Below are 24,689 nucleotides of genomic sequence, written 5' to 3' on the forward strand. Positions count from 1 at the left end.
GTTCGCCCGCCCCCCCGGCCTTGCTGCGTTCCGTTATTTCAGTGCAATGGTGGTGTTCACGCCTTCGCTGACCGCCGCGTCGTCGAACCAGCGCGCCGTCACGGTCTTCGTCTGCGTATAGAAGTGGATCACCTGCTTGCCGTACGCGCCCAGATCGCCGAGTTTCGAGCCGCGCGATCCCGTAAAGCTGAAGATCGGCACCGGCACGGGAATGGGAAGATTGATGCCGACCTGCCCGACATCGATCTCACTCTGGAACTTGCGCGCCGCCGCGCCGCTTTGCGTGAATATGCTGACGCCATTTCCCATCGGATTGCGATTGATCAGATCGATGGCGCTGTCCAGCGAATCCGCCTCCATGACGCAGATCACCGGGCCGAATATCTCCGTCTCGTAGATCGTCATGCCCGGCGTCACATCCGAGAAGATCGTCGGGCCGATGAAGTTGCCGTCCCCGTAGCCTTCGACTTCAATATCGCGCCCGTCGAGCGCGAGCGTCGCGCCTTCCTTCACGCCGGCCTCGATCAAGCCGAGGATCCGCGCTTTGGCCGCACGGGATACGACCGGCCCGACGTCGGTACCCGGAACCGTGCCGGCATTGACCTTGAGCTGACGCGCGCGATCCACGAGCTCCGGCAGCCATTCTTTCGATGCCCCGACCAGCACCACCACTGACGTAGCCATGCACCGCTGTCCTGCCGCACCGAAGCCGGCGCCCGCCAGCGCATTGAGCGCATGTTCCTTGTTTGCGTCCGGCAGAACCACCGCGTGGTTCTTCGCGCCCATCATCGACTGGACTCGCTTTCCGTGCTGGCTGCCGAGCTGATAGACATGCGTACCGACGTGAGTAGATCCCACGAACGAAATCGCCTTGATATCGGGATGCGTGCAAATGGCATTCACGACATCCTTCCCGCCATGAACCACATTGAGGACGCCCGCCGGAACGCCCGCCTCGATCGCAAGCTCCACCAGCTCCATCGTGGAAAGGGGATCCTGCTCCGACGGCTTGAGGACGAAGGTATTGCCGCAGACGATCGCCATCGGGAACATCCACAACGGAATCATCGCCGGAAAGTTGAACGGCGTAATGCCTGCACACACGCCGATCGGTTGCCGCAGCGTATACGTGTCCACCTTGCCCGCGACGTTCTCCGCGAACTCCCCCAGTTGCAGCGTGCCGATCGAGCAAGCGTGCTCGACGACTTCGAGGCCACGGAAGATGTCGCCCTCGGCATCGGCGAGCGTCTTGCCCTGTTCGGCAGTCAGCGTCTGCGCAAGGCGCTTCATGTTCTGGCGAACCAGCTCCTGGAATTTCAGCATCAGCCGCATACGCGTGCCGATCGGCGTCACGCTCCACGTACGGAACGCCTTCTTTGCGGCCGCTACTGCATCATTCAGTTCGGCCGTGGTGGCGAAAGGCACGCGGCCAATGACCTCCTGCGTCGCCGGGTTAGCGATGTCGTGCCATTCGTCGCTTTTCGATTCGACGAACACGCCGTCGATCAGCAGCTTTGCGCTGCGAAGGCCTTGCGCGGCACGGTGGTTGGTTTCAACAGCGATATTCACGACGCACTCCTTATGATGAACGCTCGGTCAGGCTCGTGACGAAACCGGCACGGGCAAGCGCCCCGCTGGTCTGCACGAGCCGCTAATACGGTGCACCTAGTCGATACTCGCGCCACGTGTCTCGCGAACGAAGAACAGGCAAACGACGCAGCTCATCGCAGCGATCACGATCGGGTACCACAATCCCGAATAGACGTTGCCTCGCGCCGCGACGATTGCAAATGCCGATGCAGGCAGGAAGCCGCCGAACCAGCCGTTGCCGATGTGGTACGGCACGGACAGGCAGGTGTAGCGAATGCGTGCAGGGAAGCACTCGACCAGCATGGCAGCCATCGGCCCGTAGACCATCGTGCCGTACAGCATGAGCACCACGAGGACGAGAATGGTCATCGGCACGTTCACACGCGCCGGATCTGCCGCATGGGGATAGCCGGCGTCGGTCAACGCGCTTCGAAGTGCGGAGTTGAACGCATCCGCCCTGGCCGTGCCATTCGCGGACGTCGCGTCATAGGATTCAATCCGGACGGAGCCCACCACGATCACGGCCGGCTGGTTTGCCGGCGCTACCTGGTTCTCATAGCTCACCCCCGCTTTCGACAACGCTGCCTTTGCCACATCGCAAGCGCTCGTGAACTTCGCGGTACCGACCGGATTGAACTGGAACGAACACGCCTTCGGATCGGAGATGAGGACAATCGGCGAACGCGTCTGCGCGGCTTCCAGTGCAGGATTGACGTAGTGCGTCAACGCCTTGAACAACGGCATGTAAGTCAGCACGGCAAGGAGGCAACCGACGAACATGATCGGCTTGCGGCCAATTCGATCGGAAAGCGCCCCGGCAACGACATAGAACGGCGCGGAAATCAGGAGCGCGGCAATGAGGATGGTGTTCGTCATCGCCCCATGCAGCTTCAACGTTTCGGTCAGGAAGAACAGCGTGTAGAACTGCCCGGTGTACCAGACCACGGCTTCCCCTGCCGTGACGCCGAACAGGGCAATGAGCATCAACCGGACGTTTTTCCACTGGCCGAAGGCCTCCTTGACGGGAGCCTTTGACGTCTTGCCTTCGTTCACCATCTTCTGGAATGCAGGTGACTCGCTGAGCTTCATGCGAATCCATACCGAGATGCCCAGCAATGCGATCGAAAGCAGGAACGGAATGCGCCAACCCCAGGCACCGAATCGCTCCTCTCCGATCAAGGTGCGCACACCAAGAATCACGAGCAACGAAAGGAACAGGCCCAGCGTGGCGGTCATCTGAATCCATGACGTCCAGGTGCCCCGCTTATTCGCCGGCGCGTGCTCGGCCACGTACGTTGCCGCGCCGCCGTACTCTCCACCCAGTGCCAGCCCCTGCACGAGCCGCATGGCAACGAAGAGGATCGGCGCCAGAATGCCGATCGTGGCGTACCCCGGCAGCAGCCCCACGAAGAACGTTGACGCCCCCATCAGCAGGATGGTCACCAGGAACGTATATTTGCGACCCAGCTTGTCGCCCAGACGACCGAACACGACGGCGCCGAGCGGCCGCACGGCAAAGCCCGCGGCGAAGCTGAGCAGCGTGAAGATGAAAGCAGCCGACGGGCTGACTCCGGAAAATATGGCCTTGCTGATGAAGGGCGCAAGCGCGCCCGCCAGGAAGAAGTCATACCACTCGAAGATGGTCCCCAACGATGACGCGAACACTACGGTTCGGCTGCGGACCGTCATCTCTTCGGGCCGTGCCGACCTGTCGATTGCCGTGCTGATCATGGTGTGTCTCCGTATTGGAAGTGACTTTCATGAGTCACTTTCCTTTAGATGCCGCGTCGCGGCCTGTGCGCGATGGCTTGCATCAGGCGCGCAAACGGGCTGACGCAGCGCGCCTGATGCTCGCTGAATCTCAGCGTCGACGGCGGACGGCGCTTGGCGCCGATCGCCGCCGTTGGCGCTGGAAAATCGCTAGGCGTTTTTTGACAAATGAAGAACGAGCGATGTCGCGTCGAGATCGGCACCGCCTGTTTCCGCATGCCTCGTCATCAGCGCGTATGCGGTTTCTGCGGTTTCGAGGCGCGCACCGACCTCGCGCCCCGCTTCGACGGCAAGGCTCAGATCCTTGGCGAGCAGCCAGGTCTTGAAGCCCGCTTTGTACCCGTTCGACGCAGGCGATGCATCGACGACACCGGGTGCGGGGTTCCACAGACGGAAAGACCAGTTGTCGGCAGACGAACGCGTCGCGATCTCGAAAAATGCCTTCATGTCGAGGCCGAGCCGCTGTCCCAATGCCGTTGCCTCACAGTTGACCGTGACGCTGACGGCCATGATGAGATTGTTCACAACCTTGGCGGCTTGGCCTGCACCCGGGCCACCGACGTACGCAATGTAGTCGCCAAGCGGTTGCAGCAATTCGGTGGCCTGCCCCGCATACGCGTTGTCGCAGCCGATCATGAACGTGAGCGTGCCGTCGCGCGCGCCCTCGGTTCCACCCGATACCGGTGCCTCGACGAAGACGATACCGGCCTTTGCCGCGGCGGCATGCAGCTTGCGCGCGTAGTCGATGCCGATCGTCGAGCAGTCGATCACGATCGTGCCGGGACGCGCGCTTGCAAATACACCATCGGCAGCCGTCATGACATCGTGGACGTCTGCGCCCGAAGGCAGCATGGTGTACACCACGTCGGCGTCCTTGCATGCGTCCGCGATCGATTCGCTTACCTGTACGCCATTGGCAGCGGCGTTCCGGCGCGCAGTGGCATCGATGTCTACGCCGCGAACGGTATAGCCCGATCTGACCATGTGTCTGGACATGGGGTTACCCATCAGGCCGAGGCCGATCCACGCAATAGTGGGCATGACGGTGCTCCTTTTCTAACGATGTGGGTAGTCGCAACGAAGTCTGAATCGCTCGGTCCCTGCGTCTCCTGGACAAGGGCATGCTCCGAGCCTGTGAGGAATCTTAGGATCGGGAATATGGGGTGCACAGCGCACGAGCGGCCAACGGCTGTGCAGAAATGCCGGAAGTGGCGGCTCGATCCGTCGACGGCCGCGCGTGTAAAAAAAATGGCCCGCCAGTTCTCAGGCGAGCCATTTGGAGTACCGATCTTGTCTCGGTCGCTGCCGGCGTTACGCAGCCTCTCTGGTATCCAGCCAGACCGACCCGTACCGGGTGTACGGACGGGGAATTTCTATGTACTCCTTCAAATCGTCCGCAGCACTACGCACCCAGAACGGATCTCGCAGCATTTCCCGACCGACGAAAACGAGATCCGCTCGCCCGTTCCGCAGGATCTCTTCGGCTTGCCGGCCGTTCGTGATCATCCCGACCGCTCCGGTGGCAATACCGACCTCCTTGCGAAGCAGCTCGGCAGCCGGCACTTGATATCCGGGATAGGTCTGCACCTTGACCATCTTGATACCGCCGGAACTGCAATCGATGAGATCCACACCCTGTTCCTTCATCCAGCGACCATATTCCAGGAACGACTCCGGGGTGTTGCCGCCGTCGGTGTAGTCGGTACTGGAAATTCGGACAAACAGCGGACGATCACCCCAATGAAGCTTCACCTCTTCGATGATCTCGCGCACGATCCGATAGCGCCGCTGCGCATCGCCACCGTATTCGTCATCCCGTGTGTTTGCCAGTGGCGAAAGGAACTCGTTCAGCAGATAGCCATGCGCGGTGTGGAGTTCCAGCACATCGAAACCGGCTTCGCGGGCGCGCCGCGCCGCACGGCCGAACGACTTGACGAGTTCCGGAATTTCATCGAGCGCGATCTGGCGCGGAACCGGACTTTCCGGCGTAAAGGGAATGGACGAAGGGGCGATACGAACCACGCCCGGCAAATCCGCATTTCGGCCCGCGTGTCCGATCTGGGCACCGACCTTGGCGCCGTATCCATGCAGCAGATCAACCAGGTCGCGCAACCCGGCGACATGATCGTCGCTCCAGATTCCGAGATCACCGGGACCGATGCGGGCGTCCTTGTGCACGGCCAGGGTTTCGAAAAAGATCAGGCCGGCCTGACCCAACGCGCGGGCGCCATAGTGAACGTGATGCCATGCGGTGACCAACCCGTCCTCCCCCGCACTATGCATGCACATCGGGGACATAACGACGCGATTCTTCAGCTTCAGACCTTTGATTTCAAAGGGCGATAACAACAGACTCATCTCGACGACTCCGTCAGGTTTTGATGTGGAGCCGATGCTAAACTTAACCCGCAGTTTTCGTAAGTACGCACAGTTTTGTGCAGTAGGCACAGTTTGGATACCACTAGTCACGTGAGGCGCGTCAGATGAAGCTCGGAATTCCGCATGGAGAGGTTGAGGCATTCGCCTGTCCCGTTACGTTTACCGTCGAGGTCATCGGCGGGAAGTGGAAGTCCCTGATCCTCTATCACCTCATGTCGGGTACGCGTCGATTCAACGAGTTGAGGCGCCTGATGCCCGAGGTGACGCAGCGGATGTTGACCCTGCAGCTGCGTGAACTCGAAGCCGACAACGTCGTTGCACGAGAGGTCTATCGGGAAGTACCGCCGAAGGTCGAGTACTCGCTGACGCCGCTCGGCCAGACGCTGGCTCCGCTGATCAGCGCGATGCGCGACTGGGGTGCCGCGCATGAGCAAGCGATCCTGGAATACCGGCAAACCGACAAGGGCGACAGCGGTAGCGACGCTTGACCCACGGCACTCGACAACGCGAGCGGATGGCGGGAGCGATCCGCGACTCATCGCAGCAGCGGATGTCGGTCGCGCCGAGCGTCATGACGCAACATCCGCCTGACTTTTTGGGATCTCCGGATGTTTCGCCGTTCGGCGTGCGCCGTGATCCGGTCGCTTTTCCGAATCGCAACGACGTCGATCAGCCCCCTGATTTCCGATGAAGGCAGACTTGCCTCCACCGCTACACCCGCCCGCTCCCTGTCTTCCACTTTCGCGAGCAGTTCAGCTCCGCCTTCCTTGAGCTCATGGCCACTTGCCTCGCGGGCAAAAGGCGCTCGAACGACCGCCTTTTCCAACGCCTGAATTCGCCGCACCAGCGGCGAGTGCTCTACACCAAGGTGAGCTTCCCGGTGCGCGCCTGCGCCAGCAAGAATCTGAGGTCATTCCGATTCAACGCACGCTCCACATGATGCGGCGTGCAATTCTGCACATCGATTGTGCACCCTACCCATCTGCCTCCGACGTTTTCCTCATGATACGTTCAATCACATGACGGAAATACGGGCTGATATGCGCAATACAAAATTCAGGTACGTACTGCAATTTTGTCGCGCCAGTCGATGAATTCAACATACGGAGACACATCCATGTCGGACATCGGGTTCATTGGGCTTGGCAATATGGGACTGCCGATGGCAAAGAACTTGCTCAGGGCCAACCATCGTTTGAAGGTGTTCGATCTGAATCCGGTTGCGTTGGAAGCGGCCGCAGAATTTGGCGCCGAGGTCGCAGCACATGCCATCGATGCATCACAGGATGTGGACGCCGTGATCACCATGCTGCCGAACGGCAACATCGTCGAGTCGACCTACCTCGGCGAAAACGGAATACTATGGACTGCGAACCGCAATCCGGTCTATATCGACTGCTCGACGATCGACCCGAGCTCGTCGAGGACGATCGCAGACGCAGCAAATCGGCACGGCCGCGAGGTAGTCGACGCGCCCGTGTCCGGCGGGATCATGGGCGCCCGGGAAGGAACGCTATGTTTCATCGTCGGCGGCAAAACGGAAACCGTAGAGAAAATCGATCCGATTCTTCGTGCAATGGGCAAGACCGTGATCCATGCAGGCGAGCATGGCGCGGGACAGCTGGCGAAAATCTGCAACAATCTGCTCGCAGCCGTCTTGATGGCCGGTACTGCCGAGGCGTTGGCATTGGGCGCCAGGAATGGGCTCTCGCCTCGCATCCTGTCGGATGTGATCCGGAATAGCAGCGGTCGCAACTTCATGGTGGACCGGTGGAATCCGTGGCCCGGCGTACTGCCGGACGTACCGTCCAGTCATGCATACAACGGCGGCTTCCAGGTCAATCTCATGCTCAAGGATCTGGGTCTGGCATTGAACTGCGCGCAGACAGCACAGGCGAGCGTTCCGCTTGGGGCATTGGCACGAAACCTGTTTGCCTTGCATGACGAAGCGAATGACGATAACTCGCTTCTCGACATATCCAGCATCCAGAATTTTTACTACAGAAACCCACAACCCGACTAAGCAAGGAGACTGTCATGGCCAAGGCCTACTGGATTGCGCATGTGGAAGTTTTCGACGCCGAATCCTATGCGATCTATGCAAAGGGAGCGACGGAGAGTTTTGAGAAATATGGCGGGAAGCCGTTGGCGAGAGGAGGATTCACTCGGCATCTGGAAGGACAGCAGCGGCCGCGAAACGTGGTGATCGAGTTTGACAGCATGGAAACTGCGTTGGCGTGCTACAACTCGCCTGAATATCAAGCGGCAAAGTCTTATCGTGATGGCAAGGCGGTCGCCGATCTGATGATCGTGGAAGGATTTGAATGAACTGCGTTCGCCGCAGGAAATGAAAGGTCGGGACGCGGCACGAACACACCGTTGCGTTGCCCGGTTCGAGCACTAAAAGGCAGACGCGACACGTTCTGAGCGATGGAGCAAGCCCGCGTATCCCGATGAAAATCCGTGGTGCTTGCTTCGGTCTCAGCGCCCCTGGCGCCACGACGTCTGTCGACGTGCCGCCTACGGCGACTGCTTCTCCGACACAGAGGTTGTGACGCGTCGCTTGCTAGAGCCAAAGGCAGGGTCCACAAACGATCAAGCCTGACGGCTACGGGCTTTGCGCATGCTTTCAGCTGCGACTTTCGACTCGTTCAGCAGCATCTCCGCCGCCTGCCACGCCCTTGCGGCAGCACGCGGATCCCCGATCGCACGCGCATCCGCGGTCGCCCCGCTCAGCAACATCACGTACACGCCTGCAAGCTGACGCGCCCGGCGACGCGGAACGATCTCGGAGAGCAGTTGCTCCATGAGGGCCAGCAAGTCATCCCGATAGCGCACCGCCACGTCGGTCACCTTGGGGCAGGTCGCACCGAACTCGGCCAGCGCGCGCTCGAACAGGCAGCCCGCAAACGCCGGGCTACTGAACCAGGTGCCGTACCAGTCGAAAATCCCCTTCAGGCGCGCAGTGGCGTGCGGCATGGGGCCGAGCTTGGCAGCGATGCTCTCCATGATGAAGGTGTAGCGCTGTTCCAGCACTGCCTTGATGAGATCGTCCTTGCCCGCGAAGTGATGGTAGAGCGTCATGCGGGCAACGTCCGCTTCGGCGATGATCCAGTCGATGCCGACCGGATGAAAACCATGGAGGGAAAACAACTCCCCTGCCTTGTCGACCACCTGCTGGCGTTTGCTCGCGCGCATTCATGCATCTCCTGACTACAGGGCGGCATCTTAGCACCGCCGCCAGCACGGCTCCTTTCAGCCTGTAGGGCAAGCGTTGCCGACTGCCGGATACGCTCTCGCGATTCAGCGCAGTGAATGCTGCGTCCTCCACGCCCCTCTCATTCGTCTTGCGCCAGACAAGAACCGGGGCGCTCAGGAATCCCGGCGAAAAGTTGTACGCGGCAACGTTAGTGCCTGTTCGTGCGATACGCCGGGGGCGTGGGATAGACAGCAAGCAGTCGGCTCCGAGTACTCGGGAAACGCTATCACGCACGATGTCCGGAGGGTCCGCGGGCAGGAACGCTGCGACATGACGTTCCGGGTGAATCGGCAGACATCGTCAGCCACCACGAAGTCAAGGGAAACTGCCGGCTTCGGCAACACGGGATCACTTCACCGCGACGGCGCCAACGGATCAAGACTCGCAACCGATACGCCGTCAGCGAACATCGTCACCCGAGCCGACACAACCATCGAGTACGGGTTTTGACGCAGATGACTCCACGCGGGAGTGTGTGCCAGCCCGGCTGGCATCCAATCGGATCGCAATTGCCGCTGCTCGCAGATGTTTCAGCAAGGCACCCGGCCACCGCCCATCATGCACCATCGCTGCGTCTCCTGTGGCGGGGGCGCATACGGTAGTCCGGTCCTCGGATCGATGTGATCATACTGACCCGTGGGGTGTCGAGCCCTCCACGCGGCCTGCTCGGCATACTGTTGCTCGATCGCGGCATGCTCGCGTGCCAGATCTGCCTTCTGCGCATCGTCCAGTTTCTTCGTCATGGTCACGAGCCGTGCGAACTTTGGATCGCGAACATCCTGCAGGGGCGGAAACGGTGGCGCAGGCGGCATGATGAGCACAGGGCCGGTGTATTTCGGTATCGGCAACCTGGATGGCCGGCCAAAGTTCGCCGCCATATCCATCTCCCACAAGGCGGCGTCCATTCCGAGCACATGTTCGTAGTCGCGATTGACGACCGCCAGCGTGACCGGCCCCGACGGCGCCGGCAATGGCTGCAGGGAAGGTGGCAGCGTCTGTCGAGCCTCGGGATAGATGGTGCGGGCATAGGCGATTGCGGCGACGGAGTACTGCTGCAGCACCGCCTCGTACGCTTCCAGTATCTGCGCTCGACCATAGCCGCCAGGATTCTCGAACATCGGCTTATATGCCAACACCTTCCGGCTATACAACGCATTCGCATTCCGCTGCTCTGCGGCGAACTGTTGTTGAGGATCCGTCGGCGCAGACGCCGATAGGGGCGCACACCCCGAAAGCACGCTGGCGACAAGCAATAGCCCGACTGTCGCGCGCACAGCCGACGGGCATTGACGCGACGTATCCGCGATCACCTGGTTGACCAAGGCGAACAAAACAGTGGTTTTCTTGATCGCGCTTGTCTGCATGGCACGGTATCTGGAAGGCATGGTCATTTTTAGCTAGGTCCTGATCGCGACTGTGAATGCGATGCGTCGCAGTAGTAATGAAATCGGCACAAAGCGCTCATAGAGCGCTGAACGTCAGTCCAGCGCACATCGCGCGAGGATGCCCCGATCGACGAGCGACGTCAGCAACCCCGTGTATGTCGGGCATGCCGCGGTCGCATTGCGTGCAAGCACGTCGTCGATTTCGGCCTTGTCGTTGCGCACGCACTCGTACTGCCGCGCAGTGGATGGATGCAGCGAAGCGAACGCGCCGCACAAATGCACGAACGCAACGACTTCCTCGAACATTCTCGTATTGATCTCGATGGCGACCATCATTTCTGAGCTATATCCGCATTCCGAATCCACCTTTTCTACATAGGCCCGCATGTCGTAGGCGGGCAACCAAGGTGGCTCCAATCCGTTCAGGCTACGGGCAATCTCATTGATACTGCCAGTCAGTGTCATCGTGAAATTCCTGCGTATACCGAACTGGACGCCCCCGCACCGCGTGGCATCAGATCCACATCTTTACGAAGCGAGAAGAACGATATGATGAATGTATACTAGTCGATCTACTTTGACTAGAATCGCGATCAGTGAGGTCGAAGCAATCGGCGCAGGCACAACGGTCGCCGTGTTGTTACTTCGCGATATATTTCCCGTTCCTAATATTTGGGAAATGAACACGTTTCACAAAAGCGCTGCTCGGCGGTTAATACACACTCGCGATGCCGGCGACAGGCAAGACCGGATTCTGCGCCGGCACCGGCATCGGCTTTTGCGACTTCGGGTACGCGGCCCCTGCCGGCAAGCCGACGTTGACCACCGTAGGCGACGGCGACCTTCCATCCGTCACGGATTACGACGTCAAGTGCCGCTGATCATCCATCGTTGGCTGCGTCGCCCTGCCCACCACAAAAACCGAGAGCGCCTCATGCAACGTCTGCCGATGCGAACCCCGCCCCACATCTGGCCTGCGCTCTCCGCCGGCGTCCTGCTGATCGGCCTGACCGCGTGCGAGCGCACCACGCCGCCCGCCAGCCCGACGGCGGCACCCGCGTCCGCTGCGCCTTTGCCGGCCGCCCATGTGCCTGAAACGGCTGCGGTATCGCCGCTGCAAACGCTGCTAGGCGTATTCGGAAGGACGAAGGCCGCAACCTGGCCGGCGTTCGACAACGTGCCCGGCGTGCACTGGAGCGACGCGAAGCCGCTAGGCAATCCCGACAGCCATTCTCCCGAGGCCACGCACTACCGTGGCGGCAGCATGCTGCTCACCGGCTTCGGCGACGTGGATGTGCCGGACGGCAAGGTCGGCGAGGCAGCCGGCGTCAAGAAGGACAACGAAGGTCGCGTCGGCGTCGTACTCAACGGCAATGCAGCTACCGTCCTGTCGATTGCGCTGCGGAAGTTCTACCCGAGCGACGACACGCAGGACATTCTGCTGCGCCAGTTCGGCGGCAATGCCGCGGTCAAGCGCATCGCCGGCAGATGCGCGCTCGACTACGGCACCACTGCACCGAACACACAAAGGAATGTGTTCTACCGGGTCAGCATCGCCAACGCTGCCGTGCAGGTGTTCGCGGAAACCTACGTCGATGAAGATGGCGGCAATCAGGGGCCGGGGGCGACGAACTTCGTGTTTTACCGCACCAGGCCGGACCAACGTATCGCGCGCATGCAGTGCAAGGGCGCAGGCGCCTGAGCAGGAGCGCTCGGCATCAGGACGCTCGCACGAGCAGTGCATGCCAGGGCCTGCTTGCCGCCGCAAAGGCGGCCGAAGCAGCGAAGTTTCGGGCACTCCACCACCCATCCGGACTGCTGATCGAATGGAAGACATCGACTTGACGCCGTCACTACACGGGAGAAGCAGCATCATGCGTTCCGCACACCTGCGCCTGGCCCTCCTTGGGCTGATGCTCGGCCTTGGCTCGCACCACGCCGCGGCCGCGGCCGGCTGCGAGGCCAATTTCAAGAGTGAAGCCGACACCGGTGCCGGCACACGCTTCTCGACGTTCACCACGGTGCCGGGCCTGGACGCACGCAACGCCATCGCGCAACTCAAGCAGATTGCCGCGGGCGACGGCTTCCTGATCGGCGACGAGAACTACACCGGTTCCGCCGGCCAGCTGACGATCCAGCAAAAGCAAAGTGACCGCGCCCGCGGATTCGCCATTACGCTAACGGCCAATCAGGACACGAAGACCATTTCCGTCGCTACGACGTTGCCCCCAGGCATGCAGGCAGCACCCGAAGCCATCCGGGGCGGCATGTGCGGCATGCTCGGCCGCGTCGACATGAGCCGCAACGCAGCGAGCACCGGCGTGGCTGCCACGGCGCCCGCGTCGTCCAACGACGCCTTTCCGGGGGCGCCCGCCTTTACCACCTGCACCTACAACTTCCGCCCCGCGCTGGATGGCGTCACCGGCCGCCACTACACCACCTGGTTGCCGATCAAGGCGCTGAACCCGGCGGACGCGGCCTCTCGGCTGGCACAAGCTGCCACCGCAGCAAAGCTGAGCGTGACGTCGAACGAACGACACGGCACGCTGACCGAAGTCACGATCGTCCAGCCGCTCCCGGACCAGGGGGAGAAGCGCTCATTCCCGATCCGCTTCATGCTGGAGGAGTCGCTGGGCGTGATCTCCGTAGTCGCCCGACTCAACCCGAAGCAGGAGATGGACGACGAAACGCTGCGCAAGGAAATCTGCTCGCTTGTCGCGGCCGCAACCGCGGCACCACCGGGCGAATCGAAAGAGCCCCCGGCGCTGCCCCGCGAGCGCAAGCTGGCAACCTGGCACGCCGGCATCGACTGGTTGATCAACCGCGCCGTGGTGGCCGGCAAGTCCCTCGTGATCGTGCCCGCCATCAACCTCGACAGAAAGTACACCGGCGACGAAGCCGTCAGCCAAAAGAAATGGGCGTTCCGTACCGACGTGACGGCCACCACCATCTGGCAAAACAAGGCCAATGCCCATGACGTGATACGAGTGGGGCCGGACGAACCCTTCAACGAAGTGGGGCTGCACGGCTATGTATCGACCTTCGTGGCGGGCAACGCCCAGTACTTCGTCTACATCGTCAATCCGGGCACCTACACCGTCGCCGGCAACACCTACGAGACGACCTCCGACGCGATGTCGCAACTCGGCACCCGGCAGAAGCCGGGGCGTTCGCCGCTGGGGCAGATCTCGTTGCTGCCCAAGAAGAACACCGACTTCATCGAGTCGCAGGAATGGTTCAACGCGCAGTATCGTGACCGTGAGGTCACGGATACGTACTGCTCGTCGATCTTCGTCCAGGGTGGCGGCTGCGCATTCTGGGCGACGGAGAAGAGAACGGTATCGGAGATGACCGAGCCTGCCGGATGGAAGTCCGTCACCCGGGAGAAGTCCGTCGACGGGCTGGCGGTCTCGACCAGGCTCAAGCGCGAGTTTGCTTCGTTCAGCGTCGCGCCGGGCGAAGCCATCGTGATTGACGGGCTGTACCCCACGCCGCCCAACGCGGACTACGACAAGCAAGCCTGCGAGATCGTCAGCGGCCAGATCCAGTGCGACCTGACGCGCTATACCCTCACTCGCATCCCGGCCGACATGGCGCACGTACAGGGGCTGGCATCCGACCCGGGGTTCTACCCGCGCGCCACGCGCATTCTGTCCAACGCCAGGTATCGCCCGCTCAAGCTCCTGGGCAAGCCGGGTGAACTTCGCTCGGTGTACGGCCAGGACTATTCGCTCGGCGTGCGTTGAGCGCATGCCCCGAACCTCGCTCCGGAAATTGCCATGACCGCCAAACCGTCCATTGCACGCAGCCTGTTCCTGATGGCCGCGCTGCTGCTCAATGCACAGGCTGCGCGTGCCGACAGCGATACGTGCGGCAATCGCGCCGCTGCCATCGTGCGCAACGCGTACCCGAACGCCAGGCCCGGCAACGGCAACTTTACGCTCGATGGCCTGACCATCGTGACGCCCGCAGGCGACCCCGACGGCGAAACCGCACACATCGTGTGCCGCATCTGGCCCGACCACCCCGAGTTGATGCTCGCCGCAGTGCCCTTCGTCAAGGATGCGACGCTCGGCGAATCGGAAGGCCGTCTCGATCTGCTCGTGCTCGACAAGACTGGCCGTTTGATCGGCACGACGATGCTGGCCGTCCGACACTGCGTCACGTCGTGAAACCCTCGCGCGGGTATCGCCGAAGGGTCACGACTGCGCGGAAGAGTCGCACATGAAGCGCGGCCTCACCCGGGCCTTGAACAACTGAATCAGCACGGAAACCAGCATGAAACCCACCATCCAGCACGTCACCTGTGTCGCCCTGCTCTTCACCGCGGCTTCTGCACATGCAATCGACTGCAAGAAGGCCAGTAACCGCGTCGAGCACACGATCTGTGCCGATGAAAAACTCAAGGCCGCCGATGCGGAAATGGGCAAAACCTATACGGCCATCATGCAGCAAGCGGGCAACGATGGCGAATTGCGCGCGATGCTGGTACGCAGTCAGAAACGCTGGCTCGAGGCTCGTGACAAGCGTTTCGCGGATCCGGTCGATTTTCCCGGCGCACCGAATACCAAGGCCCTGCGTGCAAGCCTGCTCCAGGCGATCCGCCAGCGCACCGAGACATTGAGCGAACGCGGCAAGGCCGCGCCGCGCCTGCTTGAAACGGCCCTTGCGCAGCGCAAATTTCTGACGCAATTCACGGGCGGCCCGTTCGCCGGGTTCGAAACCCGATGCGACTTCCTCCCCCACGATGGTCAACTGAGCTACGGATGCTTCAGCGAACGCCGCTATCAGCACCAGGACAGGATCTGCACGCTGCAAGACGATTGGGCGAGCGGCGGCTATTACGAGACGCGCCTGGTCGGTATCGTGGTCCAGGACAGGCTGGAAACCATTGCGACATGCGGCGACGGTTCCGAAGGCGGCAGCCCGTGTCCGGATGCGGATGAGCCGCGCAAGTCGACCGCCGGCTGGAATCTCCATCCAGGCCGCCCGGCCCTGGCGCCAACGGCGCTACCCAAGCTGGATGCCGAAGCCGAACTTGGCACGGAAGACACGGGCTGGCTACGTGCCTGCCTGACCGACAGCCGCTACCCTCGCGCAACGCGCTGAAAACCGCGCGCATCGGGCGCGTCCGTCAGCGTTGAGAAACGAAAACCATGACAAGGATTCGGCATGATGCAGACACGAAGCAGAAGTCTCGAATTTGCAGTCAGGCGCACTGGCAGCATGTTCGTCACGACGCGGATTGTCGTGGCGGCATTGAGTTTATGCATGCCGTTTGGCAGCGTGCACGGACAACCTGCGGACGCGGCCACGGCAGACCGCGCAGGCAAATCGCCTGTCGAATCTCAAGCGCCGGCGAACCTGAGCACGACGCAAGCGCTACAACGCATGCTGGCGCTGATTCAGGCAAGCAGCCAGGTTACCGACATCACGCCCGAAACGGTACACCGCATCTTTGGCGTGCAGACCACAGCGATTGGCAAGGATCAGTTCGGCTATGGTCAACGCTTGCCGGGCAACTGGGCATTCAGTATCCAGCGGGTGACGATCGGTGAGATCGGTCCGCGTGTGGATCTGATGTTTGATCCGATTCCCGGTACGCAGGCATCTCCGTTGACGACGTGTGAACCCAATTTCGCTCAATTCACGGAGGCACTGGAATCGATGGGGTTCAGTCGCCACACCCATTATGGTGAACACAGTCGGAGGATCTTCGATTCTTTCGAGCGGCAACGCATGTATGTCGCGGTATACCCTCTCCGGGCGTTCTCCGATAACGGCGAGCCACTTGGTCCGGTCTGCGTGAAGGCGGTATTGGTGCGATAGGGCAAACCGCCTGCTTTGCGCCGGCAGTGAACGTATTGAATACACGCCGGGCCACTCGCGCAGTTCCACTTCTTCGGAACCTCGTAAGTCCTTGCCTTCGGGTTGGACTGGTACTCAACGACATCCGATTGGCCCTTGCCTCCAAAGCAGAGCCTCCCAACACTACGTACACGACTAAGACACTAGAAAGTCACGGCTCGTGGCGGATTTCAGAGAAAGCCGGCAGACCATCAATTCCCCGCAAACCCTTGTCCGACGGGGATTGGATGGATTTCAGCGGATCACATCGGATCATCCGGAAAATCTTCACAATTCATTTAACTTTCCGTGAGGACTTCGACACCGACCGCTGACTACGATGGGCGCATGTTTTCAGGACCTGCCGCCAGGAGCCCATCATGCCCACCCGCAGACATCTGCTGTTCGCCGGCGCCACCGGCCTCGCCGTGCTCGCGACCCTGTCGTCCGTCGGCCGCCGCGCGCTGGTCGGCCGTGCGTTTGCCGCGCCGCCAGCCACCCCGCAGACGGCCGCCCCTTTTGAGGTCACCCTCAGCGACGCCGAATGGCATCGCCGGCTCACGCCCGCCCAGTACTCGATCCTGCGCGAAGCCGGCACCGAACGGCCGTACACCAGCCCGCTGAACGACGAGCACCGGCAAGGCACGTTCGCGTGCGCCGGCTGCAACCTCGCACTGTTCTCGTCGGCCACCAAGTTCGACAGCCATACGGGCTGGCCGAGCTTCTGGAAGCCGCTCGACCACGCGGTCGGCACCCACACCGACGCGTCGTTCGGGATGATCCGCACCGAAGTGCACTGCCGCCGCTGCGGCGGCCATCTCGGCCACGTGTTCGACGACGGCCCGCAGCCAACCGGCCTGCGCTACTGCATGAACGGCCTCGCGCTCGCCTTCCACCCCGTCGCCGCCTGATCCGGCCCCACTCCCGACCGACTGGAGAACGCACCATGCTGCTCATCGTCCTTGCCTACCTCGGCGGCGTACTCACGATCCTGAGCCCGTGCATCCTGCCCGTGCTGCCGTTCGTGTTCGCGCGCGCCGACCAGCCGTTCGTGCGCTCCGGCCTGCCGCTGCTCGCCGGCATGGCGCTCACGTTCGCCGTCGTCGCGACGCTCGCCGCCGTCGGCGGCGGGTGGGTCGCGCAGGCCAACCAGGCAGGCCGCTGGGTCGCGATCGTGCTGCTGGCGGTATTCGGCCTGACGCTGCTGATGCCGCGCCTCGCGGAGCACCTGACACGCCCGCTCGTCGCCGCCGGCAACCGGCTCACCGGCTTCGCGCAACGCGACGGCCGCCCGGCCGGCCCCGCGTCGTCGCTGCTGCTCGGCGTCGCGACCGGCCTGCTGTGGGCACCGTGCGCGGGCCCGATCCTCGGGCTCGTGCTGACCGGTGCCGCGCTGCGCGGCGCCAGCGTCGGCACGACGCTGCTGCTGGTCGCGTATGCGGCCGGCGCGGCGACGTCGCTCGGCGTCGCGCTCGTGATCGGCGGCAAGGTGTTCGCCGCGATGAAGCGCTCGCTCGGCGCCGGCGAATGGATCAAGCGCGGGATCGGCGTGGCGCTCCTGGCCGGCGTCGGCGCGATCGCGCTCGGCCTCGATACGGGTGCGCTCGCCCAGTTGTCGACCGTCACGACGGGCGGGCTCGAAACGAAGCTCGTCGACCGGCTCGGCGGGCGTTCGAACGGCGCGCCGGCGGCGGCCGCAGCGACGGGCAACGCCACCGACGACACGAGCGGCGGCGCGATGATGACCGCGGCTGCCGATGGCGCGCAGGCCGGCGGCGGAGCGATGGCCGGCAGCGCGATGATGCGCGCGGCCGGCGCGACGCCGGCCGCGTTGCCCGTCGAAGGCACGCTGCCGTCGCTCGACGGCGCCGTGCAGTGGCTGAACTCGCCGCCGCTGACGGCGGCCGGCCTGCGCGGCAAGGTCGTCCTCGTCGATTTCTGGACCTATTCGTGCATCAACTGCCTGCGCACGCTGCCGTACACGACCGCCTGGGCACGCAAGTACGCGCCGTACGGGCTCGTCGTGATCGGTGTGCACGCACCCGAGTTCGCGTTCGAGCGCGACATCGGCAACGTGAAGAAAGCCGTGCACGACCTCGGCATCGGCTACCCGGTCGCGATCGACAACGGTTATTCGATCTGGCGTGCGTTCGGCAATGAATACTGGCCCGCGCACTACTTCATCGACGCGCAAGGGCGCATCCGCCATCACCACTTCGGCGAAGGCGAATACGCTCAGTCGGAGCGCGCGATCCAGTCGCTGCTCGCCGAGGCCGGCCATCCGGAAGCGCTGAACGTGCCGCTCGGGCTCGCCGGCGCACCGGCGAAGGGTGCGCTCGCGGCGGCTGACGCCGTGGACGTCCGTTCGCCCGAAACCTATGTCGGCTATGCGCGTGCGGAGAGCTTCACGTCGCCGGGCGGCGTCGTGCGCGATGCGGCGCACCGCTACGACGCGCCGGCGCACCCCGATCTCAACGACTGGGGCCTCGCCGGCACGTGGCAGGTCGGCGCCGAACGCGCGTCGCTCGCCGCGCCGTCGGGACGGATCGTCTACCGCTTCCACGCGCGCGACCTGCACCTCGTGCTCGGGCCGGGAGCGGACGGCCAGCCCGTGCGCTTTCGCGTGACGATCGACGGCGCGGCGCCCGGTGCCGCACATGGCACCGACGTCGACGCGCAAGGCTACGGCACCGTGACCGCGCAACGCCTGTACCAGCTGGTCCGGCAGCCCGGCGCGATCGCCGACCGCACGTTTGCGATCGAGTTTCTCGATCCCGGCGTGAATGCGTATGCGTTCACGTTCGGCTGATCCGGGCCGGACGCGGCGCACCGGTGCCGCTTCCGGACCACCCGCTTTCCACACCGCCTTTCGAAGGAGCACACCGTGAACACCACCTCCCCCCGCGGTCCCGCGCCGCAACGGCGCACGGCGATGCTGCGCCGCATCGGCGCCATTGCCATCGCGGCCGCCGCCGTGTTCGGCTACCAGCGCATCGTCAATTCCGCCGAGCCGATGCGCACCGTGCCCGCGCCGACGCTCGACGAAACACCCGGCGCGTCGCACGACGAGACGGCCGTGCTCGCCGGCGGCTGCTTCTGGGGCGTGCAGGGCGTATTCGAGCACGTGAAGGGCGTGAAGCAGGTCACGGCCGGCTATGCGGGCGGCGCGTCCGAAACCGCGCACTACGCGCTCGTCGGCTCGGGGCTGACCGGGCACGCGGAATCGGTTCGCATCGTCTACGACCCGACCCAGATCACGTACGGCCGGCTGCTGCAGGTGTTCTTCTCGGTCGCGCACGATCCGACCGAGCTCAACCGGCAGGGCCCCGACGAAGGGTCGCAATACCGGTCGGCGATCTTCCCCACCACCGCGCAGCAACGTGCGGTCGCGACCGCGTACATCGCGCAGCTCGGCACCGCGCACGTGTTTCCGGCACCCGTCGTCACGCGCGTCGAGGACTACAAGGGCTTCTACGCGGCCGAGACCTATCACCAGAACTACCTCGAGCTGCATCCCGACGCACCGTACATCGCGTACAACGACATGCCGAAGATCGCCGGGCTGAAGCAGCACTTCCCGGCGCTGTACCGCACCGACGCGGTACTGTGGCGCGATGCGCACTCGTGACCGGCAAGCAGCCGCGTGACGGGGTGACGCCCGCCGCACGGCCCGGGCCGGGGCCGGTGCGGCTACGCACGGCCAGCACGCGCCGCCTTCGGCCCGGTTTGCGTTGCATCAACGAAACCGCGGCCGCCGTGCCGGGGCAAACCCGCATCGCGTCCGCCGCGACCGGCAACTTCGCGTAGACTTCTCCAGATCCCCGCCGCATCATGCGGCGCCCGGAATCCCAGTCCAGCCCGGAGGCGTCACGCATGCGCGCAGTGCCCTTTCCTGACAGCGGCACCCTTGGTGAAACCTCTTCCGGCGCGGCCGTGCGCGACCTGCGCCGCGTGCCGATTCATCCCGATCACTGGTACCCGCTCGCGTGGTCGCGCGAGCTGAAACGCGGCAAGACGCTCGGCGTGCGCTTCGCCGGCGATCCGATCGTGCTCGTGCGCACCGAATCCGGCGCCGTGTACGCGCTCGAGGATCGTTGCGCGCACCGCCAGGTGCCGCTGCACGCGGGCGTCGTGAGCGGCGAGACGCTGCGCTGCTGCTATCACGGCTGGACCTACGCGTGCGACAGCGGCCGTTGCGTCGACGTGCCGTACCTCGGCCGCGAGCGCTTGCCCAACGGCGTGCGCGCGTATCCGTGCCGCGAAGCGCACGGGCTGATCTTCGTGTTCCCGGGCGACGCGACGCTCGCCGACACGCGGCCGTTCCCCGCACTCGAATCGGCGGACGACCGCGCGTTCAAGACGCGCCGCTTCGGCCGCGAGGTCAAGTGCCACTACTCGTTCATGCACGAGAACCTGATGGACATGAACCATCAGTTCCTGCATCGCAAGCAGATGGGGCAGATGCGCGCGCGCTCGGTCGGCCGGCGCCGCGGCGACGACTGGGTCGAAGTCGACTACACGTTCGCGCGGATGGAAGGCAAGCAGCCGGTCGGCGAGGCGCTCGTGTTCGGCGCGAGCAAGAAGCCGGCCGACCAGGCCGACAAGAGCGTGATGACGGTACGCACCGGCTATCCGTACCAGACACTGCAGATCCGCTCGAGCGAAGGCACGCTCGTGATGGACCTGTGGATCGTCTACGTGCCGCTCGACGCCGAGCAACGCACCAACCGCACGTTCGGACTGCTGTCGATCCACAAGCCCGGCATCCCGTTCGCGCTCGATCTCGCGTGGCCGCTGCTCGTCTGGTTCACCGAGCGCATCTTCCGCGAGGATCGCTGGATCGTCGAGCGCGAGCAGGAAGCGCACGACGCCCAAGGCGCCGACTGGAACCACGAGGTGTTTCCGGTCATCAACGAGCTGCGCGACCTGCTGCGCCAGTGCGGCGCGCGCACGGTGATTCCGATCCGCGACGCGCGCGACGGCGCGTGATGCGTGCGGCGTGCCATCGCGCGCGCCGTTACAACCGGAATGCGCCCGGCAGCAATGCGTGGGCCGTCGTGACCTCGACGGCCCCTTTCAGGTTGGCCAGGATCACTTCGATGTCGGGCGTGCCGATTTCGATGATCACCTGGCGGCACGCGCCGCACGGCGCGATCGGGCCGTCGGTGTCGCCCACGACCGCGAGCCGCGTGAAATCCCCCGGACGATAGCCGGCGGCGATGGCCGAAAACATCGCCGTGCGTTCCGCGCAATTGCAGAGTCCGTAGGACGCGTTCTCGACATTGCAGCCGTGAAAGATCGTCCCGTCGCGCGCCTGCAGCGCCGCGCCGACCTTAAAGCGCGAATACGGCGCATACGCGCGTTCACGCGCCGCCTTCGCCGCTTCGATCAGTTCATGTCGTTCCATCTCGTCGTGCCTCCGATTGTGTGCCGGGATAGTTCGGCGCGGCCGAATCCCGGCCGTCACGATGCGCCCGTGACGTGAAGCGATCGCCAGTGTCGGCACCGGCGATCGGATCAGCCGATCCGCTGATAAATGGTCGGTGGCGCGTCGCCCGTCTCGCCCAGCACGTAGCTGCGCTGGATCGCGTCCACCGCGTGCGCCGCCGAGGCAGCATCGCGGGCATGCACGTAACCGAGCGGCTGGCCGGCGTCGACACGCTGCCCGATCTCCGCGAGCGCCGTCAGGCCGACACTGTAGTCGATCGCATCCGCCGCGCGTGTGCGGCCGCCCCCGAGCGCGACGACCGCCAGCCCGAGCGCGCGGCAATCGACCCGCTGCACCACGCCGCTCGCGCGCGCCGGAACCGGCACGACCACCTCCGCCCGCGCAAGATGACGCGCGGGCGCATCGATCAGGTTTGCAGGGCCGCCGAGCGCCGTGACCATCCTCGCGAAGCGTTCCGCCGCCGCACCCGAATCGAGCGCGTGCTGCAACTTCGCGCGCGCGTCCGCGACGTCGCGTGCCAGCCCGCCGGTGACGAGCAGCTCTGCGGAAAGTGCCATCGTGACGTCGTGCAGGCGCGCCGGACGCGACTTGCCCGTCAGGTAGTCGATCGCGCATGCCACTTCGAGCGCATTGCCCGCGCACGGTGCGAGCGACTGGTTCATGTCGGTGAGGATCGCGGTCGTCTTCATGCCGGCGCCGTTGCCGACGTCGACGATGCTGCGGGCCAGTTCCGCCGACTGCTCGGCGGTCGGCATGAATGCGCCGGAGCCGACCTTGACGTCCATCACGAGCCCGTCGAGACCGGCCGCGAGCTTCTTCGACAGGATCGACGCAGTGATCATCGCGACCGACTCGACGGTCGCCGTCACGTCGCGAATCGCATAGATGCGCATGTCGGCCGGCGCCAGCCGCGCGGTCTGCCCGATGATCGCGACGCCGACGTCGCGCACCGTGCGTCGAAACGCGTCCGTATCGGGCGTCACGTCGTAACCTGGAATCGCGCTCAACTTGTCGAGCGTGCCGCCGGTATGGCCGAGCCCGCGCCCCGAGATCATCGGCACGTAGCCGCCGCACGCGGCCACCATCGGCCCGAGCATCAGCGACACGACATCGCCGACGCCGCCGGTCGAATGCTTGTCGATCACCGGCCCGTCGAGCTCGAGCGCGCGCCAGTCGAGCACGTCGCCCGAGTCCCGCTGCGCGAGCGTCAGCGCAACGCGCTCGTCGACGCTCAGGTCGTTGAAGTACACCGCCATCGCGAACGCGGCCACCTGGCCCTCGGTCACGCTGCCGTCGGTCACACCGCGCACGAACGCGGCGATCCCGTCGCGATCGAGCGGCTGCCGGTTACGCTTCTGGCGAATGAATTCCTGCGGTAAAAACATCGTTGCCTCTCCTTGATCGGTCAGTGGCCGCGTCGGGCTCAATGCAGGGAAAAGAACAGGCCGGCGATCGCGGCGCTCATCAGGTTCGACAGCGTCGCGGCCGTCAGCGCGCGCAGGCCGTGCCGCGCGACTTCCGAGCGGCGTTCGGGCGCGACCGCGCTGAAGCCGCCCGCGAGAATCGCGATCGACGAGAAGTTCGCGAAGCCGCACAGCGCGAACGACACGATCGCGAGCGTCTTCGGGTCGAGCACCTGCAGGCCGGCGGCCGCGACGTGCTCACCGCCCTTCAGGTACGGCGACAGGTCGCCATACGCGACGAACTCGTTGAAGATCAGCTTCTCGCCGATGAAGTTGCCGGCCAGTGTCGCGTCGTGCCACGGCACGCCGATGATCCACGCGAGCGGCGCGAACAGGTGGCCGATGATACCCACGAGCGTGATCTGCGGAAAGCCCGCGAACGCGGCCACGCCGCCGACGATGAGGTTCATCAGCGCGATGAGCCCCACGAACGCGATCAGCATCGCGCCGACGTTGATCGCGATCCGCATCCCGACCGCCGCACCGGACGCCGCCGCCTCGATCACGTTGGCGGCGCGCTTGTCGTCGAAGTCGAGCCCGTCGACCACGACGCGGCTCGGCTCGACCGTCGGATACAGCAGCTTGCCGAACAGCAGCCCACCGGGCACCGCCATGAACGACGCGGCGAGCAGGTATTCCATCTTCACGCCGAGACCGGCGTAGCCGACCAGCACCGAGCCCGCGACCGACGCCATGCCGCTCGCCATCACCGTGAAGATCTCGGCGCTCGTCATGTTCCGCACGAACGGCTTCACGAGCGCGGGCATCTCGCTTTGCCCGAGAAAGATCGTCGCCACCGCCGAGCACGCCTCGATGCGGCTCACGCCGAGCACTTTCGCCAGCGCCGCGCCGAGGATCGCGACGATCCACTTCATCACGCCGATGTAGTACAGCACCGCGATCAGCGCGGTCACGAAGATGATCATCGGCAGCACGCGCAGGCCGAACACGAACCCGCCGTCGCCGAACAGCTGGAACATCCGGCTGTCGACCAGCCCGCCGAATACGAACGCGATGCCGTGATTGCCCATGTCGAGCACGCGATTGACGCCGTTCGCGGCTGCCGCCAGCGCCGTGCGGCCCGACGGCACAAACAGCACCAGCGCGCCGATCGCCAGCTGCGTGCACAGTGCGGCGATCATGGTCCGGCGGCTCACCGCGCGCCGGTTGTTCGACAGCAGATAGGCAACCAGCAGCAGGAACAGCATACCCAGGAGACTGCGCAGAATATCCACCTCGTACTCCTTGCTCTCAATGTTGTTGGACTGTTCGGCGGGCGGCCCGGCACGCCTGCGCAACGCCGTCGGTGGATATTACTCGCCGTCATGCACGCCGACAACGCAAACAAAATGGCCGCGCTTGCGCGCCGTCGCGTGTTGCATCAACTTGCTCAGTTCTTCTATGTACTGGTGGATCGGAAAGACGAGATCACACGCAATCCGTCCCAAATATTGAGAGAATTGTCGGGATGCGGAGAGGGGAGATTCGGGCCGGACGGGTGCCCGCACGAACGGGAAAGCAGATTCAAGCGTGGGGCGTGCCGTTCG

General features: G+C 64.0%; 23 protein-coding genes. 12 read left to right on the forward strand and 11 right to left on the reverse strand.

Going from position 1 to position 24,689, the window contains the following annotated elements; all coding sequences use genetic code 11:
- Positions 1-33 precede the first annotated feature (33 nt).
- The 4 genes from BCO18175_RS32820 to namA all read right to left on the reverse strand — a co-directional run bounded on the left by BCO18175_RS32820 (position 34) and on the right by namA (position 5,718).
- Positions 34-1,563 (reverse strand): CoA-acylating methylmalonate-semialdehyde dehydrogenase, encoded by a 1,530-nt coding sequence (locus tag BCO18175_RS32820; protein ID WP_438820523.1) that lies wholly within the window; start codon positions 1,561-1,563, stop codon positions 34-36.
- A gap of 102 nt (positions 1,564-1,665) precedes the next feature.
- Positions 1,666-3,279, reverse strand: a complete 1,614-nt coding sequence (locus tag BCO18175_RS32825) for an MFS transporter (protein ID WP_174987216.1) — start codon at positions 3,277-3,279, stop codon at positions 1,666-1,668.
- A gap of 231 nt (positions 3,280-3,510) precedes the next feature.
- A complete protein-coding gene (gene mmsB, locus BCO18175_RS32830; protein WP_174987120.1) occupies positions 3,511-4,401 on the reverse strand; it encodes a 3-hydroxyisobutyrate dehydrogenase in 891 nt (296 codons plus the stop codon).
- Positions 4,402-4,671: 270 nt separating this feature from the next.
- Positions 4,672-5,718: an NADPH dehydrogenase NamA gene (namA, locus tag BCO18175_RS32835; protein ID WP_174987122.1), complete on the reverse strand. Its 1,047-nt coding sequence runs from the start codon at positions 5,716-5,718 to the stop codon at positions 4,672-4,674.
- Positions 5,719-5,843: 125 nt separating this feature from the next.
- Between namA and BCO18175_RS32840 the strand changes: the two genes are divergently transcribed.
- Positions 5,844-6,227 (forward strand): winged helix-turn-helix transcriptional regulator, encoded by a 384-nt coding sequence (locus BCO18175_RS32840; protein WP_174987124.1) that lies wholly within the window; start codon positions 5,844-5,846, stop codon positions 6,225-6,227.
- 47 nt (positions 6,228-6,274) lie between these two features.
- Here BCO18175_RS32840 and BCO18175_RS32845 read toward each other — a convergent pair whose 3' ends face one another.
- On the reverse strand, positions 6,275-6,565 hold the full coding sequence (locus BCO18175_RS32845; RefSeq protein ID WP_174987126.1) for a hypothetical protein: 291 nt from the start codon (positions 6,563-6,565) through the stop codon (positions 6,275-6,277).
- Between the two features lie 291 nt (positions 6,566-6,856).
- Here BCO18175_RS32845 and mmsB (BCO18175_RS32850) point away from each other — a divergent pair, with 291 nt between their 5' ends.
- Together mmsB (BCO18175_RS32850) and BCO18175_RS32855 are read left to right on the forward strand one after the other, a co-directional pair.
- Entirely contained in the window at positions 6,857-7,762 is a 906-nt protein-coding gene (mmsB, locus tag BCO18175_RS32850; RefSeq protein ID WP_174987128.1) for a 3-hydroxyisobutyrate dehydrogenase, read from the forward strand.
- Between the two features lie 14 nt (positions 7,763-7,776).
- Complete coding sequence (locus BCO18175_RS32855) at positions 7,777-8,067, forward strand: DUF1330 domain-containing protein (protein ID WP_174987130.1); 291 nt, start codon at positions 7,777-7,779, stop codon at positions 8,065-8,067.
- A gap of 267 nt (positions 8,068-8,334) precedes the next feature.
- Here BCO18175_RS32855 and BCO18175_RS32860 read toward each other — a convergent pair whose 3' ends face one another.
- From BCO18175_RS32860 to BCO18175_RS32870, 3 genes are all read right to left on the reverse strand, one after another.
- Positions 8,335-8,937, reverse strand: coding sequence for a TetR/AcrR family transcriptional regulator (locus BCO18175_RS32860; RefSeq protein ID WP_174987132.1), 603 nt, complete (start codon positions 8,935-8,937; stop codon positions 8,335-8,337).
- A gap of 591 nt (positions 8,938-9,528) precedes the next feature.
- Entirely contained in the window at positions 9,529-10,389 is an 861-nt protein-coding gene (locus tag BCO18175_RS32865) for a hypothetical protein (protein ID WP_174987133.1), read from the reverse strand.
- An 87-nt stretch (positions 10,390-10,476) separates the two neighbouring features.
- Positions 10,477-10,848, reverse strand: coding sequence for a hypothetical protein (locus BCO18175_RS32870; protein WP_174987135.1), 372 nt, complete (start codon positions 10,846-10,848; stop codon positions 10,477-10,479).
- Positions 10,849-11,317: 469 nt separating this feature from the next.
- Here BCO18175_RS32870 and BCO18175_RS32875 point away from each other — a divergent pair, with 469 nt between their 5' ends.
- From BCO18175_RS32875 to BCO18175_RS32915, 9 genes are all read left to right on the forward strand, one after another.
- The gene (locus BCO18175_RS32875; protein WP_174987137.1) at positions 11,318-12,085 is read left to right on the forward strand and encodes a hypothetical protein; all 768 of its coding nucleotides are present in this window, start codon (positions 11,318-11,320) and stop codon (positions 12,083-12,085) included.
- A gap of 124 nt (positions 12,086-12,209) precedes the next feature.
- The gene (locus BCO18175_RS32880; RefSeq protein ID WP_174987139.1) at positions 12,210-14,129 is read left to right on the forward strand and encodes a hypothetical protein; all 1,920 of its coding nucleotides are present in this window, start codon (positions 12,210-12,212) and stop codon (positions 14,127-14,129) included.
- A 33-nt stretch (positions 14,130-14,162) separates the two neighbouring features.
- Positions 14,163-14,555: a hypothetical protein gene (locus BCO18175_RS32885; RefSeq protein ID WP_174987141.1), complete on the forward strand. Its 393-nt coding sequence runs from the start codon at positions 14,163-14,165 to the stop codon at positions 14,553-14,555.
- Between the two features lie 106 nt (positions 14,556-14,661).
- On the forward strand, positions 14,662-15,492 hold the full coding sequence (locus tag BCO18175_RS32890) for a lysozyme inhibitor LprI family protein (RefSeq protein WP_174987143.1): 831 nt from the start codon (positions 14,662-14,664) through the stop codon (positions 15,490-15,492).
- 63 nt (positions 15,493-15,555) lie between these two features.
- Positions 15,556-16,212, forward strand: a complete 657-nt coding sequence (locus tag BCO18175_RS32895; protein ID WP_174987145.1) for a hypothetical protein — start codon at positions 15,556-15,558, stop codon at positions 16,210-16,212.
- A gap of 398 nt (positions 16,213-16,610) precedes the next feature.
- A complete protein-coding gene (msrB, locus tag BCO18175_RS32900) occupies positions 16,611-17,141 on the forward strand; it encodes a peptide-methionine (R)-S-oxide reductase MsrB (protein ID WP_174987147.1) in 531 nt (176 codons plus the stop codon).
- A gap of 35 nt (positions 17,142-17,176) precedes the next feature.
- Positions 17,177-19,039, forward strand: a complete 1,863-nt coding sequence (locus tag BCO18175_RS32905) for a cytochrome c biogenesis protein DipZ (protein WP_174987149.1) — start codon at positions 17,177-17,179, stop codon at positions 19,037-19,039.
- Between the two features lie 123 nt (positions 19,040-19,162).
- Complete coding sequence (gene msrA, locus BCO18175_RS32910; RefSeq protein ID WP_174987217.1) at positions 19,163-19,858, forward strand: peptide-methionine (S)-S-oxide reductase MsrA; 696 nt, start codon at positions 19,163-19,165, stop codon at positions 19,856-19,858.
- 245 nt (positions 19,859-20,103) lie between these two features.
- Positions 20,104-21,219 (forward strand): aromatic ring-hydroxylating oxygenase subunit alpha, encoded by a 1,116-nt coding sequence (locus BCO18175_RS32915; RefSeq protein WP_174987151.1) that lies wholly within the window; start codon positions 20,104-20,106, stop codon positions 21,217-21,219.
- A 28-nt stretch (positions 21,220-21,247) separates the two neighbouring features.
- On the opposite strand, the gene BCO18175_RS32920 is transcribed toward BCO18175_RS32915, so the two are convergent.
- The 3 genes from BCO18175_RS32920 to BCO18175_RS32930 all read right to left on the reverse strand — a co-directional run bounded on the left by BCO18175_RS32920 (position 21,248) and on the right by BCO18175_RS32930 (position 24,377).
- On the reverse strand, positions 21,248-21,637 hold the full coding sequence (locus tag BCO18175_RS32920) for a cytidine deaminase (RefSeq protein WP_043185533.1): 390 nt from the start codon (positions 21,635-21,637) through the stop codon (positions 21,248-21,250).
- 110 nt (positions 21,638-21,747) lie between these two features.
- Positions 21,748-23,064: a thymidine phosphorylase gene (gene deoA, locus BCO18175_RS32925; protein WP_174987153.1), complete on the reverse strand. Its 1,317-nt coding sequence runs from the start codon at positions 23,062-23,064 to the stop codon at positions 21,748-21,750.
- Positions 23,065-23,102: 38 nt separating this feature from the next.
- Complete coding sequence (locus BCO18175_RS32930) at positions 23,103-24,377, reverse strand: NupC/NupG family nucleoside CNT transporter (protein WP_174974135.1); 1,275 nt, start codon at positions 24,375-24,377, stop codon at positions 23,103-23,105.
- Positions 24,378-24,689 lie beyond the last annotated feature (312 nt).

The sequence above is a fragment of the Burkholderia lata genome (assembly GCF_902499335.1).
Lineage (GTDB): Bacteria > Pseudomonadota > Gammaproteobacteria > Burkholderiales > Burkholderiaceae > Burkholderia > Burkholderia lata_B.

Coding starts and splice junctions, on each gene's coding strand:
- BCO18175_RS32825 (WP_174987216.1), bottom strand. CDS start 3,279: ATGACGGTCCGCAGCCGAACCGTAGTGTTCGCGTCATCGTTGGGGACC.
- mmsB (WP_174987120.1), bottom strand. CDS start 4,401: ATGCCCACTATTGCGTGGATCGGCCTCGGCCTGATGGGTAACCCCATG.
- namA (WP_174987122.1), bottom strand. CDS start 5,718: ATGAGTCTGTTGTTATCGCCCTTTGAAATCAAAGGTCTGAAGCTGAAG.
- BCO18175_RS32840 (WP_174987124.1), top strand. CDS start 5,844: ATGAAGCTCGGAATTCCGCATGGAGAGGTTGAGGCATTCGCCTGTCCC.
- mmsB (WP_174987128.1), top strand. CDS start 6,857: ATGTCGGACATCGGGTTCATTGGGCTTGGCAATATGGGACTGCCGATG.
- BCO18175_RS32855 (WP_174987130.1), top strand. CDS start 7,777: ATGGCCAAGGCCTACTGGATTGCGCATGTGGAAGTTTTCGACGCCGAA.
- BCO18175_RS32860 (WP_174987132.1), bottom strand. CDS start 8,937: ATGCGCGCGAGCAAACGCCAGCAGGTGGTCGACAAGGCAGGGGAGTTG.
- BCO18175_RS32865 (WP_174987133.1), bottom strand. CDS start 10,389: ATGACCATGCCTTCCAGATACCGTGCCATGCAGACAAGCGCGATCAAG.
- BCO18175_RS32870 (WP_174987135.1), bottom strand. CDS start 10,848: ATGACACTGACTGGCAGTATCAATGAGATTGCCCGTAGCCTGAACGGA.
- BCO18175_RS32875 (WP_174987137.1), top strand. CDS start 11,318: ATGCAACGTCTGCCGATGCGAACCCCGCCCCACATCTGGCCTGCGCTC.
- BCO18175_RS32880 (WP_174987139.1), top strand. CDS start 12,210: ATGGAAGACATCGACTTGACGCCGTCACTACACGGGAGAAGCAGCATC.
- BCO18175_RS32885 (WP_174987141.1), top strand. CDS start 14,163: ATGACCGCCAAACCGTCCATTGCACGCAGCCTGTTCCTGATGGCCGCG.
- BCO18175_RS32890 (WP_174987143.1), top strand. CDS start 14,662: ATGAAACCCACCATCCAGCACGTCACCTGTGTCGCCCTGCTCTTCACC.
- BCO18175_RS32895 (WP_174987145.1), top strand. CDS start 15,556: ATGATGCAGACACGAAGCAGAAGTCTCGAATTTGCAGTCAGGCGCACT.
- msrB (WP_174987147.1), top strand. CDS start 16,611: ATGCCCACCCGCAGACATCTGCTGTTCGCCGGCGCCACCGGCCTCGCC.
- BCO18175_RS32905 (WP_174987149.1), top strand. CDS start 17,177: ATGCTGCTCATCGTCCTTGCCTACCTCGGCGGCGTACTCACGATCCTG.
- msrA (WP_174987217.1), top strand. CDS start 19,163: ATGCTGCGCCGCATCGGCGCCATTGCCATCGCGGCCGCCGCCGTGTTC.
- BCO18175_RS32915 (WP_174987151.1), top strand. CDS start 20,104: ATGCGCGCAGTGCCCTTTCCTGACAGCGGCACCCTTGGTGAAACCTCT.
- BCO18175_RS32920 (WP_043185533.1), bottom strand. CDS start 21,637: ATGGAACGACATGAACTGATCGAAGCGGCGAAGGCGGCGCGTGAACGC.
- deoA (WP_174987153.1), bottom strand. CDS start 23,064: ATGTTTTTACCGCAGGAATTCATTCGCCAGAAGCGTAACCGGCAGCCG.